At 70.6% G+C, this 17,185-nt stretch carries 15 protein-coding genes; 5 read left to right on the top strand and 10 right to left on the bottom strand.

What is annotated here, in order from left to right; all coding sequences use genetic code 11:
* Positions 1 to 96 precede the first annotated feature (96 nt).
* Genes H0X00_RS10925 through H0X00_RS10900 form a run of 6 tightly spaced genes read right to left on the bottom strand, consistent with a single transcriptional unit; the run spans position 97 to position 6,811 of the window.
* Positions 97 to 798: a metal-dependent transcriptional regulator gene (locus tag H0X00_RS10925; RefSeq protein WP_293769900.1), complete on the bottom strand. Its 702-nt coding sequence runs from the start codon at positions 796 to 798 to the stop codon at positions 97 to 99.
* Positions 799 to 839: 41 nt separating this feature from the next.
* Positions 840 to 1,844, bottom strand: coding sequence for an ABC transporter ATP-binding protein (locus H0X00_RS10920; RefSeq protein ID WP_293769899.1), 1,005 nt, complete (start codon positions 1,842 to 1,844; stop codon positions 840 to 842).
* Positions 1,841 to 3,016 carry an ABC transporter ATP-binding protein gene (locus H0X00_RS10915; RefSeq protein WP_293769897.1) on the bottom strand — a complete coding sequence of 392 codons (1,176 nt, stop codon included), beginning with the start codon at positions 3,014 to 3,016 and terminating at the stop codon, positions 1,841 to 1,843. Before H0X00_RS10915 ends, H0X00_RS10920 begins: the two co-directional genes overlap by 4 nt.
* The gene (locus tag H0X00_RS10910) at positions 3,013 to 4,002 is read right to left on the bottom strand and encodes an ABC transporter permease (protein WP_293769895.1); all 990 of its coding nucleotides are present in this window, start codon (positions 4,000 to 4,002) and stop codon (positions 3,013 to 3,015) included. The genes H0X00_RS10915 and H0X00_RS10910 overlap by 4 nt, the downstream gene beginning before the upstream one ends.
* A gap of 47 nt (positions 4,003 to 4,049) precedes the next feature.
* A complete protein-coding gene (locus H0X00_RS10905) occupies positions 4,050 to 5,819 on the bottom strand; it encodes an ABC transporter substrate-binding protein (protein WP_293769893.1) in 1,770 nt (589 codons plus the stop codon).
* Positions 5,816 to 6,811 (bottom strand): ABC transporter permease, encoded by a 996-nt coding sequence (locus H0X00_RS10900; RefSeq protein WP_293769891.1) that lies wholly within the window; start codon positions 6,809 to 6,811, stop codon positions 5,816 to 5,818. Before H0X00_RS10900 ends, H0X00_RS10905 begins: the two co-directional genes overlap by 4 nt.
* Before the next feature lie 241 nt (positions 6,812 to 7,052).
* On the opposite strand from H0X00_RS10900, the gene H0X00_RS10895 reads away from it, so the two are divergent.
* Positions 7,053 to 8,411: a deoxyribodipyrimidine photo-lyase gene (locus tag H0X00_RS10895; RefSeq protein ID WP_293769890.1), complete on the top strand. Its 1,359-nt coding sequence runs from the start codon at positions 7,053 to 7,055 to the stop codon at positions 8,409 to 8,411.
* A gap of 287 nt (positions 8,412 to 8,698) precedes the next feature.
* Here H0X00_RS10895 and pdxH read toward each other — a convergent pair whose 3' ends face one another.
* Entirely contained in the window at positions 8,699 to 9,334 is a 636-nt protein-coding gene (pdxH, locus tag H0X00_RS10890; RefSeq protein WP_293769889.1) for a pyridoxamine 5'-phosphate oxidase, read from the bottom strand.
* Positions 9,327 to 10,028: a dienelactone hydrolase family protein gene (locus tag H0X00_RS10885; RefSeq protein WP_293769887.1), complete on the bottom strand. Its 702-nt coding sequence runs from the start codon at positions 10,026 to 10,028 to the stop codon at positions 9,327 to 9,329. The genes pdxH and H0X00_RS10885 overlap by 8 nt, the downstream gene beginning before the upstream one ends.
* Before the next feature lie 130 nt (positions 10,029 to 10,158).
* Here H0X00_RS10885 and H0X00_RS10880 point away from each other — a divergent pair, with 130 nt between their 5' ends.
* From H0X00_RS10880 to H0X00_RS10865, 4 genes are all read left to right on the top strand, one after another.
* Positions 10,159 to 11,274, top strand: coding sequence for a citrate synthase 2 (locus H0X00_RS10880; RefSeq protein WP_293769886.1), 1,116 nt, complete (start codon positions 10,159 to 10,161; stop codon positions 11,272 to 11,274).
* Between the two features lie 294 nt (positions 11,275 to 11,568).
* On the top strand, positions 11,569 to 12,687 hold the full coding sequence (serC, locus tag H0X00_RS10875) for a phosphoserine transaminase (protein ID WP_293769884.1): 1,119 nt from the start codon (positions 11,569 to 11,571) through the stop codon (positions 12,685 to 12,687).
* A gap of 138 nt (positions 12,688 to 12,825) precedes the next feature.
* On the top strand, positions 12,826 to 13,980 hold the full coding sequence (locus H0X00_RS10870; protein ID WP_293769882.1) for a sugar MFS transporter: 1,155 nt from the start codon (positions 12,826 to 12,828) through the stop codon (positions 13,978 to 13,980).
* A 24-nt stretch (positions 13,981 to 14,004) separates the two neighbouring features.
* A complete protein-coding gene (locus H0X00_RS10865; protein WP_293769881.1) occupies positions 14,005 to 14,928 on the top strand; it encodes a cation diffusion facilitator family transporter in 924 nt (307 codons plus the stop codon).
* 97 nt (positions 14,929 to 15,025) lie between these two features.
* On the opposite strand, the gene H0X00_RS10860 is transcribed toward H0X00_RS10865, so the two are convergent.
* Both H0X00_RS10860 and H0X00_RS10855 read right to left on the bottom strand, forming a co-directional pair.
* On the bottom strand, positions 15,026 to 16,099 hold the full coding sequence (locus H0X00_RS10860) for a hypothetical protein (RefSeq protein WP_293769879.1): 1,074 nt from the start codon (positions 16,097 to 16,099) through the stop codon (positions 15,026 to 15,028).
* The coding region (locus tag H0X00_RS10855; RefSeq protein WP_293769877.1) for an SAM-dependent methyltransferase at positions 16,096 to 17,185 on the bottom strand (1,090 nt) is incomplete at its 5' end. The genes H0X00_RS10855 and H0X00_RS10860, both read right to left, overlap by 4 nt.

Here is a 17,185-nt window from a genome sequence, read left to right as displayed (position 1 = left end):
CGCTGATGTTGCCGGCGGTGCCGACCACCAGCCCCGCAGCCACCATGCCGGCGGCTGCGGCCGCGACATCCGCCCGCGCGTCACCCACGGCTTGCGCTAGGGCGCCGCGCCCGCGAGCACCTCGACGAACACGTGCTGCGCGGTCGCCGGGTCCAGCTCGATGGTCTCGCCGGCCTGGCCGACCAGCACGCCACCGGGAGCGGTCCGGGCGACCACAGAACCACCCGGACGGACGCCCGCGCGGAACATGCCGCGGACCACCGCGAGGTCGTCCTGGGCCGACTCGCCGATCCGGCGGACCACCACGGACACGCCGGCGTCGGTGGCCACGCTGTCCAACGATTGCAGGCCCTCGAGGAAGGAGTCGGTGTCGGCGTCGCCGAGCTCCTCAAGGCCTGGGATCGGGTTGCCGTACGGAGACTCGGTCGGGTGGTTGAGCAGCTCGAGGATCCGGCGCTCCACCGTCTCGGACATGACGTGTTCCCACTTGCAGGCCTCGGCGTGCACCTCGGTCGCTTCCAGCCCGATGATCTGGACCAGCAGGCACTCGGCCAGGCGGTGCTTGCGCATCACCCGCACGGCGTACTTGCGGCCCGACTCGGTGAGCTCCAGGTGACGGTCGCCCTGGACGGTGACCAGGCCGTCGCGCTGCATCCGGGCCACGGTCTGGCTCACGGTGGGACCACTCTGCGAGAGCCGCTCCGCGATGCGGGCCCGCAGCGGGATGACGCCCTCTTCATCCAGCTCGAAGATCGTCCGGAGGTACATCTCCGTGGTGTCGATCAAGTCGCCGCTCACGAGCAGCCCCTTCCCGTGCGTTTCCGGCCCGAGTCTAGTCGCTAGGGGGCAAACGGCCCGGTCAGCGGGAAGTGACAAGCGACGCGGTGCTCACCGCCCGGCGCCTGGGGGACGAGCAGGGGTTCCTCCTGCTCACAGCGCTGCTGGGCGATCGGGCAGCGGGTGCGGAACCGGCACCCGGAGGGCGGGTCGATGGGGCTCGGGACGTCCCCCACGAGGCGGATCCGAGCGCGGGGGACCGGTTCGGAGCCGTGGTCGATCTCGGGCACCGCGGACAGCAGCGCCTGCGTGTAGGGGTGCCGCGGGGCGGCATAGAGCTCTGCGGCGGGCGCGGATTCGACGATCTTGCCCAGGTACATCACCGCCACCCGGTGCGAGACGTGGCGCACCACGGCCAGGTCGTGGGCGATGAAGACGTAGGCCAGGGCGAGGTCGCGCTGCAGGTCCCGGAGCAGGTTCACGATCTGAGCCTGGATGGAGACGTCGAGCGCCGAGACGGGCTCGTCGGCGACGATCAGGCTGGGGTTGAGCGCCAGCGCCCGGGCGATCCCGATCCGCTGGCGCTGCCCGCCGGAGAACTGGTGCGGGTAGCGGTTGTAGTGCTCGGGATTGAGCCCGACGGTCTCCAGCAGTTCCTGCACCCGGCGCTTGCGCCCGCCGGGCGGGTCGATGTCGTTGACCTCCATCGGCGCGGCGACGATCGCGCCGACCGTGTGCCGCGGGTTCAGCGAGGCGTACGGGTCCTGGAAGATCATCTGGATCTGCGACCGGACCGGACGCAGTTGCTTCGGGGACAGGTGGGCGATCTCCCGCCCGTCGAAGGTGATCGTGCCGGCCGTGGGCTCCAGCAGCCGGGTGACCAGCCGACCGGTGGTGGTCTTGCCGCAGCCGGACTCCCCCACGAGGCCGAGCGTCTCGCCGCGGGCGACCTCGAAGTCGATCCCGTCCACCGCGTGCACCGCCGCGACCTCGCGCTGCAGCAGCAGGCCCTGCCGGACCGGGAAGTACTTGGTGAGGCCCTCCACCCGGAGCAACGGCTCGCTCATCTGTCGCCCTCCCCGACGTCCGAGCCAACGTCCGAGCCAACGTCCGAGCCAACGTCCGAGCCAACGTCCGAGCCAACGTCCGAGCCAACGTCCGCGCCGGCGTCCCCGAGGTCCTCCACGACGTCCTCCACGCGGACCTCGCCGCGCCAGAGCGGAAGCAGGGTCTCGACGACGATCCGCTCGCGCTGCGCCGCGTCGAGGTGACAGGCCGCTACCGTGCTCACCGCGGGGGTGAGCTCCGGGACCTCCCGCGCGCACCGGTCGCCCGGCACCAGGGCCGGGTAGTCGCACCGCGGCCGGAACGAACAGCCCGCCGGCAGATCGATCAGGCTGGGTGGAATCCCGCGGATGGCCAGCAGGTCCGAGTCCACCGCCGCGGTCAGGCGCGGGACGGAGGAGAGCAGCCCCCAGCTGTACGGGTGGCCCGGCCGGTTGAGCACGGCCCGGGTGGCCCCGAACTCCACGCAGCGCCCGGCGTACATCACCAGGACGTCGTCGGCGACCTGCGAGACCACCCCGAGGTCATGGGTGATCAGGATGATCGCGGAGTTGAACTCGGCCTGCAGGTCGGCGAGCAGGTCGAGGATCTGGGCCTGCACCGTGACATCCAGCGCGGTCGTCGGTTCATCCGCGATCAGCAGCTCCGGGTCGCAGGCCAGCGCCATCGCGATCATCGCGCGCTGGCGCATGCCGCCGGAGAACTCGTGCGGGTAGGAGTCGACGCGCTGTTCCGGGCGGGGGATGCCGACCCGGCCGAGCAGGTCGATGGCCCGCTTGCGGGCGGCGGCCTTGGACGCCTTCTCGTGGCGGCGGTAGCCCTCGGCGATCTGGTTGCCGACGCTGTAGTACGGCGAGAGCGCGGTCAGCGCGTCCTGGAAGACCATGGCGATCTCCGGACCACGCAACTGGTTCAGGGCCCGCTCGTCCAGGCCGACCAGGTCGCGGCCGCGCAACAGGATCTGACCGCCGACCGTAGCCCGGCGGCGGTCGTGCAGCCCGAGCACGGCGAGCCCGGTCACGGTCTTGCCGGAGCCGGACTCCCCCACGATGCCGAGGGTTCGTCCCGGCTCCACGGTGAAGGACAGCCCGTCGACGGCCTGCACGAGTCCGTCCTCGGTCGCGAAGCTCACCCGGAGGTCACGGACGTCGAGGAACGGGGTCGACGCCGTCACGTGATCCGCACCCGGGGGTCCACGAGCGCGTAGGCGATGTCCACGACCAGGTTCGCGAGCACGATGAAGATGGCCGCGACCAGCACCGTCGCCATGATCATCGGCAGGTCCGAGTTGGTCAGCGAGGTGAGGGCGAGCTTGCCGATCCCCTGGATGTTGAACACGGTCTCGGTGATGATCGCGCCGCCGAGCAGGGTCGCGATGTCGAGGCCGAACACGGTCATCACGGGCGTGATAGTGGCGCGGCCGGTGTGTTTGAGGTGGAGCGTTCGCGCGGCCAGGCCGCGGGCGCGGCCGGCCCGGACGAAGTCTTCGGAGAGCGCCTCGATCGCCGCGGCGCGGGTGAGCCGGGCGTAGATGGCGATGCTGACGAAAGCCAGGACCAGCCACGGCAGCAGCAGCCCGCTGAACCACCCCACGGGATCGTCGGTGAGGGGGACGTAGCGCGGTTGCGGGAGCCAGCCGAGCTGGTTGACGAAGATGTTGTTCAGCAACGGGCCGAGGAAGAAGATCTGCACCGAGGCCCCGACCAGCGCGAAGCTGATCCCGATGCGGTCGAAGAGCGATCCGGCCCGCAACGCCGAGACCGCCCCCAGCCCGATCCCGACCGCCAGGAACAGCACCGAGGCGCCGATCGCCAGCGACAGCGTCGCCGGGAAGCGGTCGACCAGGGTTTCCCAGACCGGCTGCTGGTTGGTGAAGGAGTAGCCGAAGCACGGGATGTCGCAGTGCACGACCTCGCCGGCCTGGAGGAAGTCCCGGCCGGCGAAGATCCCCTTCATGTACTCCCAGTACTGCTCCAGGACCGGGCGGTCGATGCCGAGCGAGGCCCGGATGTCGGCCAGCCGCTCCGGGGTGCAGGACTTCCCGCAGGACAGCCGGGCCGGGTCACCGGGGATCACGAAGAAGAGCAGGAACGTCGCGAAGCTGACCACCGCCAGGATCACCGCGGCGCCGAGGAGGCGACGGATCACGAAGCGGAACACGGGCGGCTGGCCTTTCCGGTGGCGAACGCAGCTGACGGGTGATCAGATCACGGGCGCACGAAGATCCCGTTCATCGAGATGATGCCGAGCACGATGTCCAGCTCCGCGCCCCCGATCTTCGGGCCGTAAAGCTGCTGGGCCCGGTCGTAGAGGTCGGGGATGACCGGGACCTGCTCGAGGATCTTGCGGTCCAACGCGGCCCAGCGCTTGCCGGCCTCGACCGGGTCCGCGATCAGGGAGATCTCGTCGATCTCGGAGTTGATGGCCGGGTCATTGAGCAACGCGGTGTTGTAGGAGCCGGTGCTGATCTTGCGGCCGTCGAAGAGCACCGGGTAGACGGTCGACCCGCTGGGCCAGTCCGCTCCCCAGCCCCCGTAGTAGAGGTCGAACTTATTGTCCGGGTCGCTGACCTGCTCGGAGAAGTTCTTCGGGTCGATCGCCTTCTTGACGACGGTGAAGCCCGCCTTCTCCAGCCCGTCCACCACCGCGACCGCGATCTGCTCTCCGCGCGGCAGGGCGCCGAACGCGTAGACGATCTTCTGCCCGAGCTTGCCGGCCTCGGTCAGCAACGCCCGGGCCTTCTCCGGGTCGCCGGCCGGGGGCACGTTGAACAGGTCGGACTCCTCGTGCCCGACGAGGGTCGGGGAGCCGATCGTGGTGGCGAAATCCCCGTTGTTCGGGCCGCCGAGGATCTGGCGGATCTGCTGGCGCGGGTAGGCGTACATGAGGGCCTTGCGCACCCGCAGGTCGGTGATCCGCTTGGTGTTGATCGCCTGGTAGGTGCTGAACGGGGTGTAGCCCGAGACCGTCCGCTGAAGCAGGTCCGGGGTCGAGACGACCTGCGCGAGCACCTCGGGTGAGACCTGGTCAACACTGGTCATGCCGGCCTGGTCCTCGCCGTTCGCCGCAATCAGGCGCTGGTTCGTGGCCAGCGGCAGCTCGCCGAAGGCGAACTCGAACTTGTCCACGTAGGCCGTGCGGATCGGGTCGGACTCCGGCTTCCAGTTGGTGTTGGGCACCAGCGTCATCGACTTGTCGACCTTGTGGGCCTCGATCTTGTACGGGCCGGAGGCGAACGGGTCCAGGTCGTACTTGGCCCGGGTATCCGCGCTCTTCTTGACCGCCGCGCCGGCCGGCATCGCGAGCGCAAAGGGAACGTCAGGCTGAGCCTTGGGGAACTTCAGCACGATCGTCTTCGCGTCCGGCGTTCTGATCGCGTCCAGGGACTTCCCGCCGTAGGGCCCGGCGTAGTACTTGCGGAAGTCCTGGCTGTCGGCGAACCAGGTCTGCAGGTAGGTCGGCCCCTCGACGTAGGTCTTCTCGAAGGACCGCTCGAGGCCGTACTTGACGTCGGCCGAGGTGATCGGCGATCCGTCCTCCCAGGTGACCCCGTCCCGCAGGGTGTAGGTCCAGGTCTTGCCGCCGTCCTTGGTGACCCCGGTGTTGGTCGCCAGGTCGCCCACCAGCGAGACATCGCTGCCGCTCTGCCGGTACCCGGTCAGCGCGCGGGTCATCAGCAGCGAGGTCGCCTGCTCGTAGTTGGAGTAGATCCGGGCCGGGTCCAGGTGACCGAAGTCGACGACGTTGTAGACCCGCACGGTCCCGCCGGGGACCGCGCCCTCGACCGCGGGGGCTGGGCCCTCGGCCTCGTTGTCGATCCCGTAGCGGTAGACCACGCGCTCCTCGCCGCTCGGCTTGTCCCCCGGGGCGGAGCTTGCGCCCGGGGTGGAGGAATCGTCATCGCCTCCGCCGCACCCGGTGAGCAGCAGCGCCGCAGCGAGCAGGACCGCCAGCGGCGTCCTTGGGATCCGTGTCATCGCAGACCTTTCGAGTCCAGGGCGTCGCGGACGGCGTCGCCGAGCAGGTTGAACGCGAGCACCATCACCAGCAGCGCACCGCCGGGGATGAGCATGTAGGCCGGGTCGGCCAGATAGACCTGGGAACCGTGGTTGACCATCCGGCCCCAGTCCGGGATCGGCTCCACGATCCCCACCCCGAGGAACGAGAGCGCTGCCTCGCCGGTGATGATCGAGGGAACCGCGATCGAGAAGGTCACCAGGATCGGCGACCACAGGTTGGGCAACAGCTCCCGGCGCACGATCCGCCAGGTCCCGGCGCCGGACATCCGGGCCGCGTCGACGAATTCGCGCTCCCGCAACGAGAGAACCTGACCCCGGATCAGACGGGCCTGGAAGACCCAGCCGAAGATCGAGAAAAGCACGATGACGGTGGCGAAGCGCAATATCGTCGACGCCTCCTCCTCATCGCCGACCATGACGTCGTTGACGACCAGACTCAGCGCGATCAGCATCAGCAGGCCTGGGAAGGCGAGCATGAGGTCGAGGATCCAGCCGCCGACGGCATCGATGCGGCCACCGAGGTACCCGGTGACGATGCCGAACAGGACGCCGAACACCGAGGTGATCAGCGCGACCGAGAAGGCGATGAACAGCGAGGTGCGCGCGCCGTAGACCAGCTGCATGAACACGTCGCGGCCCAGCCCCGGCTCCAGGCCCAGCCAGTACTCGCTGCTCATCCCGCCGCGGGCACCGATCGGGAAGCTGTACTGGTTCAGCAGGCCGGGGTTGTCCAGCCCGTAGGTCGTGTCCGGGTTCTTGCCGTAGAGCGCGGCAATCACCGGGGCCAGCGCGGCGACGGCGATGAAGAACAGCACGACGAGCCCGGAGACCACGCCGACCCGGTCCCGGCGGAACCGCCGCCAGGCGATCTGGCGCGGTGAGCGGCCGAGGTCGCTCGCCGCCAGGGGCGCCGGATCACCCTCGACCGGCTCCAGAAGGATCGTCGTCACGTCGGCACTACTCCGGGATCACGGCTTGACATTGAGCCCGTTGAGATTGATCGAGCCCGACACCAGCCAGGGCGAGGGACAGGGAGACGGCCGCAGCTGAGCGAAGACGCATTGCGGACGCCATACGGACCTCCGAGGGCCGGGCTCGCACCGGGGGGCAGTACCCGGCGCCTGCGCGCACCCTAGGCCCTGAGGTGACGCCACCGAAGCACCGCAATGTTTCTGATTGGGCTCGATCGCAATGAGCGCCAACGTGATGTGGTTCCGCCGCGACCTTCGACTGCGCGACAACCCGGCACTGCTGGCGGCCGCCGGGCAGGGCGGCTTCGGAGACGGGCCGTCGGCCGTGGTGCCGCTGTTCGTGATCGACCCCGCCCTGTGGAAGCCCTCGGGCGAGGTCAGGCGCGCCTACCTCGCGGCCTCGCTCGCGGCTCTGGGGTCGCGGATCGGCGGGGACGGTCTGCTGCTGCGTCGCGGTGACCCGCTCGAGCAGGTCGTCGCGGTGGCGCGGGCGGCCAAGGCCGACGTGGTCTACGTCGCGGCGGACTTCGGCCCGTACGGGCGCGCGCGTGACGACCTCGTCGACTCCGCACTGGCCGAGCACGGCATCCGGCTGGAGCGGGTCGGGTCGCCGTACGCGGTGGCCCCCGGGCGGGTGCGCAACGGGTCGAACGAGCCGTACAAGGTCTACTCGCCGTTCTTCCGGGCCTGGCGCGAACACGGCTGGCGGGCCCCGGCGCCCTCGCCCCGGTCGGTGCGGTGGGAGTACCCGCTGACGTCCCACGACATACCTACTTCGGCGGTTCCCGACGGGACCGAACTGCCCACCGCCGGCGAGGAAGCGGCCATGCGCCGGTGGCGGAAGTTCCAGGACTCCCTGGACGACTACGCCGAGGCCCGGGACCGCCCCGACCTCGACGGCACCTCGCAGCTGTCCCACGCGCTGAAGTGGGGCGAGGTGCACCCGCGCACCCTGCTGGCCGACCTCGATCCGGAGCGGCACGAGGTCTACGCCAAGGAACTGGCCTGGCGGGAGTTCTACGCCGATGTGCTCTTCCATCGCCCGGAGACGGCGCGGGAGTACCTGCGCGCGGAGTACGCGCGGATGCGGTACGTCGCGCCGGCCGAGGACTTCGACGCCTGGCGTTCCGGACGGACCGGGTTCCCCTTCGTCGACGCCGGGATGCGCCAACTGCGCGCCGAGGGTTGGGTGCACAACCGGGTCCGGATGGTCGTCGCCTCCTTCCTGGTCAAGGACCTGCACGTGGAGTGGCAGCACGGGGCCCGGCACTTCATGCAGTGGCTGCGGGACGGCGACCTGGCGTCCAATCAGCACGGCTGGCAGTGGGTGGCCGGCTGCGGCACCGACGCCGCGCCCTACTTCCGGGTGTTCAACCCGATGACGCAGGGCTTGAAGTTCGACCCCTCCGGGGACTACGTCCGCCGCTACGTGCCCGAGCTGCGACACCTGGACGGCAAGGCCGCCCACTCCCCGTGGGAGTTCCTCGACGGGTACACCCACGGGTATCCGGAGCGGATCGTCGACCACGCCGAGGAGCGGGTCGAGGCCCTGGCCCGGCTGGCCGAGCTCAAGGCCTGAGGACCGGTTCAAATCTGCTCGACACGGCGCGCGATCTCGGCGTACCGTTCTCGTACACGTGAGAGGAGGTGGTCCAGGCTTTGTGTAGCTATAGGACGCGTGAGGTGGCTGCAAGCTAGCCGCATTGACTAGGTGCCTTCACTTGACCGAAGGTCTGCGGTTCGGCGAATCCACTGCAGTCACCGGGGCCCGTGGGTGCTCGGGGATACGTCCCTCCGAGCGGTCGGTTTTCGAACCGGCACCCCACGGGCCTTTCCCTGTCCCGGTTCCTGCACTGACCTGACCGGTCAGGGCGCCAATCGATCGACAGTCCAGGCGGCGCCGGTGCGGGAATAGCGCAGGCGGTCGTGCAGGCGGGATTCGCGGCCTTGCCAGAACTCGATCGTCGCCGGGGTGATCAGGTAGCCGCCCCAGAAGTCGGGGCAGGGGACGGCGTCGGGCCAGCGAGCCTCGAGCTCGGCGTAGCGGGCCTCGAGGTCTGAGCGGTCGGCGATCACGCTGGACTGCGGACTGGCCCAGGCGCCCAGCTGCGAGCCGCGAGGGCGGGAGCCGAAGTACTCCTCGGTCTCGGCGCGGGAGACCCGGGCCGCGGTGCCGCCCACGATCACCTGACGGCGCAGGCCGTGCCAGGGGAAGAGCAGCGAGACGCGCGGGTCGGCCTCGAGCTCGCGCGCCTTGCGCGAGGTGTAGTTGGTGTAGAAGACGAAGCCGCGCTCGTCGACAGTCTTGAGCAGCGCCATCCGGGACGACGGGCCGGCGGTCGAGACCACCATGGCGTTGGGCTCGGCCAGGCCGGCCTCGACGACCTCGTCGAACCAGAGCTTGAACGCGGCGATCGGATCGGCCGGCAGGTCGGCGCGGTCCAGCCCAGCTTCCATGTACTCGCGGCGCATCGCCGCGAGATCTGACGTCTCGTCAGCCAAGCTGGGAGTGGAGGAACGCGGTCGCCTCGGCCCAGCAGCGCGCGGCCAGTTCGGCGTCCTGGGTGCCGAGCGGGTTCATCGGGTTCATGAACGCGTGACCCGAACCCGGGTGCACCGTCAGCTGGACGTCCTTGCCGAGGCCGACGAGCTTCTTCTCCAGGGCCATGGCGGCGTCCGGGGTGAAGAAGTCGTCGTTCTCGGCCATGTGGCCGCGGACCACCGCGGTCAGGCCGGACCAGTCCGGCTCGGAGTCCGGGCCGGGGAAGCCGTAGAACGGAACCGCCGCCGAGATCTTGTCCCCGCGGCCGGCGGCGAGCAGGAAGGTGAGCATGCCGCCCATGCAGAATCCGATGACGCCGAGGCTCGCGCTCGTCACGGCGGCGTGGGCCGCGAGGTGGTCGACGGCGCCGCTCATGTCCTTGGCGGCGCGGCCCGGCGGCAGGTTGGTCATCAGGTGACCGGCCTTGTCCATCTCGTCGTGCGCGGCGAGCTCACCGTGGAAGAGATCGGGGGCCAGCGCGACGAACCCGGCCTCGGCCAGCCGGTCGGTCATGATCTTGATCGAGGGGTCCAGGCCCCACCATTCCTGGACGACCACCACACCCGGGCCGCTGCCGCTCCCGGGCACCGCCAGGTAGCCACCGGCCGTGCCGCCGTTGCTCGCGAATTCCACCGTTTGCGTCGTGATCGTCATGAGGCGAGCCTATTTCCCGACAGGCGGACCCACCGAGGGGCGTCCGGGCAGGAGCTCCCGGGATTTGTCGACGGGTACAGAATGGGCCTTGAGCACTTCCTTCTGCCCGCCCGTCGAAAGGGCCCCCCTCATGTCCGACTTCGTACCCGGCCTCGAAGGTGTCATCGCGTTCGAGAGTGAGATCGCCGAGCCGGACAAGGAAGGCAGCGCGCTGCGCTACCGCGGCGTCGACATCGAACATCTGGTCGGACGGATGACGTTCGGTCACGTCTGGGGTCTGCTGGTCGACAACTCCTTCAACCCGGGCCTGCCCCCGGCCGAGCCGTTCCCGATCCCGATCCACTCCGGGGACATCCGGGTCGACGTCCAGTCGGCCCTGGCGATGCTCGCCCCGGCCTGGGGGATGAAGCCGCTGCTGGACATCGACGACGACCAGGCCCGCGACGACCTGGCCCGCGCCGCGGTGATGGCGCTGTCCTACGTCGCGCAGTCCGCCCGCGGGGCCGGCAAGCCGATGGTGCCGCAGAGCGAGGTCAACAAGGCCAAGACCATCGTCGAGCGCTTCATGATCCGCTGGCAGGGGGAGCCCGACCCCAAGCACGTCGCCGCGATCGACGCCTACTGGACCTCCGCGGCCGAGCACGGCATGAACGCCTCCACCTTCACCGCCCGGGTGATCGCCTCCACCGGCGCCGACGTCGCGGCGGCGCTCTCCGGGGCGGTCGGCGCGATGTCCGGCCCGCTGCACGGCGGCGCCCCGTCCCGCGTGCTGCACATGATCGAGGCCATCGAGAAGACCGGCGACGCCACCAAGTACGTCAAGGACCTGCTCGACAAGGGCGACCGTCTGATGGGCTTCGGCCACCGGGTCTACCGGGCCGAGGACCCCCGCGCCCGCGTCCTGCGCCGCACCGCCCGCGAGCTCGGCGCCCCGCGCTACGAGATCGCCGAGGCCCTGGAGAAGGCCGCCCTCGAGGAGCTGCGCGCCCGCCGCCCCGACCGGGTCCTGGAGACCAACGTCGAGTTCTGGGCCGCGATCGTCCTGGACTTCGCCGAGGTCCCGCCGCACATGTTCACCGCGATGTTCACCTGCGCCCGCACCGCCGGGTGGAGCGCGCACATCCTGGAGCAGAAGCGCACCGGCCGCCTGATCCGCCCCTCGGCCCGCTACGTCGGCCCGCCGACCCGGATGCCCGAGGACGTCGACGGCTTCAGCGACATCCCGCAGGCCCACCTGCTCGCCTGAGGCCCGGGCACCGCAACCATTCGCTCATGCATGAGTGAGTGGTGGCGTTTGGGCCCGAATCCGGCCCGAAATCGACCAGCCGCTCATGCATGAGCGAGTGGTCGATCCGCCCAGGTGATTTCCCGGCGCGACCAAGAGCAGCACTACGGAAGAATGGTCGGCAGTCGGCAGCGGCGCCGACCCCGTCCCCTCCCTCTGATCCGAGGACTATTCACGTGAGCGAGCGCAGCGAGCTCACCAATGACGCAGCAGCGACGTCGGAGCGAGTTCGACGAGCGCTAGCGAGGAGAAAGAGTGACCGACATCAAGATCCCCGCTGACCTCCTTCCGGCCGACGGCCGATTCGGCTGTGGTCCCTCCAAGGTCCGGCCCGAGGCGCTGGCCGCCCTCGCCGCTTCCGGCGGTTCGGTGCTCGGCACCTCGCACCGGCAGAAGCCGGTCAAGAGCCTGGTCGGGCGGGTCCGCTCCGGCGTCTCGGACCTGTTCTCCCTCCCCGCGGGCTACGAGGTCGTCCTCGGCAACGGCGGCGCGACCGCGTTCTGGGACATCGCCGCCTTCGGCCTCGTCCGCGCCCGCAGCCAGCACCTGCACTTCGGCGAGTTCTCCTCCAAGTTCGCCTCGGTCTGCTCCGGCGCCCCGTGGCTGGGCGAGCCGAGCGTCATCAAGAGCGAGCCGGGCACGCACCCGCAGGCGGAGGCCGGGGAAGGCATCGACGTCTACGGCCTGACCCACAACGAGACCTCGACCGGCGTCGCGATGCCGATCATCCGTCCGGCCGGGGCCGACGCCGACGCGCTCGTGCTGGTCGACGCGACCTCGGGCGCCGGCGGGCTGCCGGTCGACATCACCGAGACCGACTGCTACTACTTCGCGCCACAGAAGTGCCTTGCCTCCGACGGCGGGCTCTGGATCGCGGTCATGTCGCCGGCCGCGCTGGCCCGCGTCACTGAGATCTCCGGCTCGGCCCGCTACATCCCGACCTTCTTCGACCTGCCGACCGCGATCGACAACTCGACGAAGGACCAGACCTACAACACCCCGGCGCTCTCCACGCTGTTCCTGCTCGCCGAACAGCTGGAGTGGATCAACGGCCAGGGCGGCCTGGGCTGGGCCGTGGACCGGACCACCGACTCCTCGACCCGGCTCTACAACTGGGCCGAGAAGTCGGAGTACGCGACGCCGTTCGTCCAGGATCCGGCGATGCGTTCCGCGGTCGTCGGCACCATCGACTTCGCCGATTCGGTCGACGCGGCCGAGGTCGCCAAGGTGCTGCGCGCCAACGGGATCGTCGACACCGAGCCGTACCGAAAGCTGGGCCGCAACCAGCTGCGCGTCGCGATGTTCCCGGCCATCGACCCGGCCGACGTCGAGGCGCTGACCGCCTGCATCGACCACGTCGTCGCCGCGCTGTAACGCTCCATTCGTGCGGACGTCCGAAGCGGCGAGCGCTATAGCGCACCCTCCTTCGGACGTCCGCCCCAGCGCACCACAGCGGGGGCGGGACGTCCGACGCGGCGAGCGCTATAGCGCACCCTTCTTCGGACGCAACGCATGAGCGGGGACCGGGACCGGCTGACGCTGCTGGTCTACTGCCAGCTCGGGCTGTGGGGGTACTTCCTCTTCGGCTTCGGCCCGGTGGTGCCGATCCTGCGCGACGAGCTCGACATCTCCAACACCGTCGCCGGGTTGCACGCGACGATGATCTCCGCCGGCTCGATCACGGCGTCCTCGCTCTACCCGAGGCTCGCGCGGGGCCTGGGCCGTGGGCTGACCGCCCGGGTCGGGATGGCCGGGCTCGCCGCGGGCGTCGCGATCCTCTGCTCGTGGGACCTGCTCGCCGTCACGCTGACCGGAACATTCATCGCCGGCGGGTTCGGTTCGCTGCTGGTGACCGGATCCGCGGTCATCCTGCGCGAGCGGCACGAGGACAAGGCGCCGGCCGCGATCACCGAAGCGAACGCGGTCGCCGCCGCGTTCGGCCTGATCGCGCCGGCGCTGATCGGCATCGCCGCGGCGCTGCAGTTCGGCTGGCGACCGGTGCTGCTCGGCGTCGTCGTGCTGGCCGTCGCGCTGGCGTTCACCCTCGGCCGCGAACCGGTGCCCGACGGCGTGGCACCGGACCGCGGCACTCAGGGCAAGCTGCCGCGTAAGTACTGGGGCGCCTGGCTCGTCGTCGCGATGGTGATCGGCGTCGAGGCGGCGATGACGGTGTGGTCCTCGGACCTGCTCCGCGATTCCGCGGGCATGGGCAACGGCGGGGCCGCGGCCGGGGTCAGCGTGCTGCTCGCCGGGATGCTCACCGGCCGGCTGCTGGGCCCGCGGTTCGCCTCACGCCGCCCGGCGGGCGTGCTGCTGGCGGCCCTGTTCCTGGCCGGCGGCGGGTTCATCGTGTTCTGGACGGCGGGCACCCCGGTGCAGGGACTGACCGGTCTCGCGCTGATGGGTCTGGGGATGTCGCTGCACTACCCGCTCGCCGTCACCGCGGCGATCGAGGCCGGCGACGGGCACCCCGACCTCGCCGCCGGCCGCGCGGCCCTCGGGGTGGGCGTGGCCGCGGCGACGGTCCCGCTGCTGATGGGCGCGATGTCGGACGCGGCCGGCATCCAGGCGGCCTTCACCCTGGTGCCGATCCTGCTCGCGGTGGCCGTGACCTCGCTCATCGTCTCGGGCCGACGCCCGGCCGAGGTCGCTACCCTCGACGACTGAGCCGTCATCAGGTCGGAGGCACGGGTGGGGCACGGGCACGGTCATGGCCACGGCCCTTCCGCGGCGCGCGCCGGCGAACGCCACCGCGGCCGCCTGACCGTCGCGTTCGTCCTGGCCGCGCTGTTCCTCGTCGTCGAGGTCGTCGTGGCGCTGGCCACCGATTCCCTTGCGCTGCTCTCCGACGCCGGGCACATGCTCACCGACACCGCTGGGCTCGGGATGGCGCTGGCCGCGATCGCCGCCGCGTCGCGGGCACAGGTCGGGGCCTCGGCGGGACGCACCTTCGGGCTGTACCGCCTTGAGGTGCTCGCCGCCCTGGCGAACGCCGTGCTGCTGTTCGGTGTCGCGGCCTACGTGCTCTGGAAGGCGATCGACCGCCTGCAGGACCCGGTCGACATCGAGGCCCTCCCGGTCTTCGCCGTCGCCTGCGCGGGCCTCGCGGTGAACCTGGTCGGGTTCTGGCTACTACGCGAGGGCGCGAAGGAGAGCCTCAACGTCCGGGGCGCGTATCTGGAGGTGCTCGCCGACGCGGTCGGCTCGGCCGGCGTCATCGTCGCCGCGATCCTGATCGGCGTCACCGGCGAGGACTGGATCGACCCGGCCCTGGCGATCGTCCTCGGGCTCTGGATCCTGCCCCGCACCTACCGTCTCGGCGCGCAGGCGCTGCGGGTGCTGCTGGAGGTCGCTCCCCCGCACATCGACCTGACCGCACTGCAGGCCGACCTGGCCGCAGTGCCCGGCGTCGTCGACGTCCACGATCTGCACGTGTGGACGCTGACCTCGGAGATGGAGGTCGCGACCGCGCACCTCGTCGTCGAGGTCGGCGCCGACACCCACGCGGTCCTGGACCAGGCCCGGCATCTGCTCTCGAGCACGCACAAGCTCGACCACGCGACGCTGCAGGTCGAGCCCGCCGATCACACCGGTTGCGAGCAGGTCGGCTGGTAGCGACACCGTCACCCGGGCATCCATGCCTCGGTGACCACGACGCGCCGCATTCGCCTCGGCGTGTCGTGTCACCCGGGCATACATGCCCGGACGGACCTCAGTCTCGGCGGGTGGCCAGCACCAGGACGAGAACGCCGAGGCCGAGGGCGCTGATCAGGGCGACCATCTGCCCGTCGATGCCGGGGATGCCCTCGTCATTGATCCGCTGCGCGGTGTCCTTCGCGTCCCCGGCCTTGTTCTTCGCCCCCTTGCCGGCGTTCTTGCCGTCCTTCGCCTTGTCCTTCGCGGCGTTGGCGGCGTCCTTGGCGTCCTGGGCGCTCACCGCAGAGTTCGGCAGCTTGTTGACGTCCTCCGGGATCGGCACCCGCCAGACCGAGGAGCCGACGCCCTCGCTTCCGAACAGCAGCGCTTCGCCGTCGGCCGACGCGGCGACCGATTCGCCTTGGATCTGGATCGGCGGCGTGAATTTCACGACCGACTTCCAGCCCGCGTTCGGGCTCAGGATGTGCGCGTCGAAGTACCCGCGGGTGACGACGAAGCGGCCGTCGGAGAAGAACGACGCGTCGGTCACGGCGCCGGGGGCGTCCGCGATGCGGGTGAAGGTGTTCGTCGTGCCGGCCTTCATCGTCGCCGGGCCACGGTAGACCCCGGCCTTGTCCGCGGTCTCCTTGGTGATGACGTAGAGCCGGCCGTTGCGGGGGTCGCAGAGCAGCGCCTCGGCGTCGCGGGCCTTGCCGTCGTCGTAGCGCATGTCGTACTGCGTCCACTTCACGTCGCCGGTCGTCGGGTTCGACGGCTCCTCGACGCGGAGCAGGGGGTAGGTCTTCCAGGCGTCGATGTTGTCGCCGATGTCGCCGACCCACAGCAGGTCGGTGCCGTCGTCCTTGCACCGCGTCATGGCTTCCCAGTCACGGGCCGGCGCGCCCTTGAGAGTGAGGGTGGCGACGGTGTCGCCGGTGGAGTCGTTGACGGCGTAGAGGATCGGGCCGGCGTCGGAATCGTTGTGGGTGTAGACGATGCCGGTGTTCTTCGTACTGGCCGCCAGGCCGCTGGACTCGGTGATCCGGTCGTCCTGGAACTGGAAGGCGACCTTCTTGTCCGCGGCGTCGGCCACGCCCGCGGTCAGGCCGAGCAGCGCGAGGACGCCGACCAGCGCCGCCGCGCGCTTCACCACGCACCGCCGTGACGGACCGTCAGCTCGTCGGCGAGCAGGACCGCGAGGTGGGGCCGCAGGCCCCAGGCCTTGACCAGCGAGCGGTACTCGGGGACCAGATCTGGATCGGCCGCGGCACCGGTCCGCACGGCGCGGATCGCGACGTTGCGGGCGGTGTGCTCGCTGCTGACGAACTCGACCACGTCGACCCGGTAGCCGAGCAGGCGCAGCAGGGTCGCGCGCAGCGCATCGGTGAGCACGTCGGCCATCCGCTCGCGCAGGATGCCGTGCTTGCCGAGCAATCCGTAGGGCGCGGGTGCGCCGGCCGCGCGGATCGCGGCTGCGGTCTCGTGGTGGCAGCACGGTGCGGCGATCACCACCGGAGCTTCCCACCGAACGGCCCGCGCGAGCGCGTCATCGGTCGCGGTGTCGCAGGCGTGCAGGGCGAGCACCAGGTCACCGGGCGGCAGCTCGGCGTCGGCGATGGTGCCGGCCACGAAGCTCACGTCCGCGGCGCTGAGCTTCTCAGCGATGGCCGTGTTCCGGGCCCGCGCGGCGTCGCGCAGGTCGACACCGGTCAGCCGAGCCCCGCCGCGCTCGGCCCGCTGCGTGGCCAGGTAGCGGTGCGCGGCGAAGGACAGGTACGCGTTGCCGCAGCCGAGGTCGACCACGTGCAGCGGTGCCCGATCCTCGACGGCATCCAAGGTCGGGGCGAGCAGCCGCAGGAAGGCGTCGACCTGGCGGCGCTTGGCGGCGTCCGCGCCGAGGACGCCGAAGATGGGGTCGCCAGGATCGATCAGGCGCGGCTTCACCCGGTCGTGGGCGGTCGGGCCAACCGCGCCTTCGGCGCGCTGGCGGTGCACCTGGGCCTGGCCCTTCTTGGTCACCCGCACCTGGACGGTCGACTCGGCCGTCTCGACGTGCCAGTTGCCATAGGGCTCGGCGAGCAGGGCGTCCACCCCGGCGGCGGCCTCGGCCGGGTAGGCGAGGTTGGAGGTGTGGGCCTGACGCTCGTCGTAGCAGACCTGCTGGAGGCGCCGGCCGTCCTTGAGTTCGACCGGGCGCAGTTCGGCGCGCCGCCAGGCGGGTGGGGCGGCCCCGTGC

It is taken from the genome of Sporichthya sp., assembly GCF_013815995.1.
Classification (GTDB): Bacteria; Actinomycetota; Actinomycetes; order Sporichthyales; family Sporichthyaceae; genus Sporichthya.
This window is presented reverse-complemented; position numbering and strand designations above follow the sequence as displayed.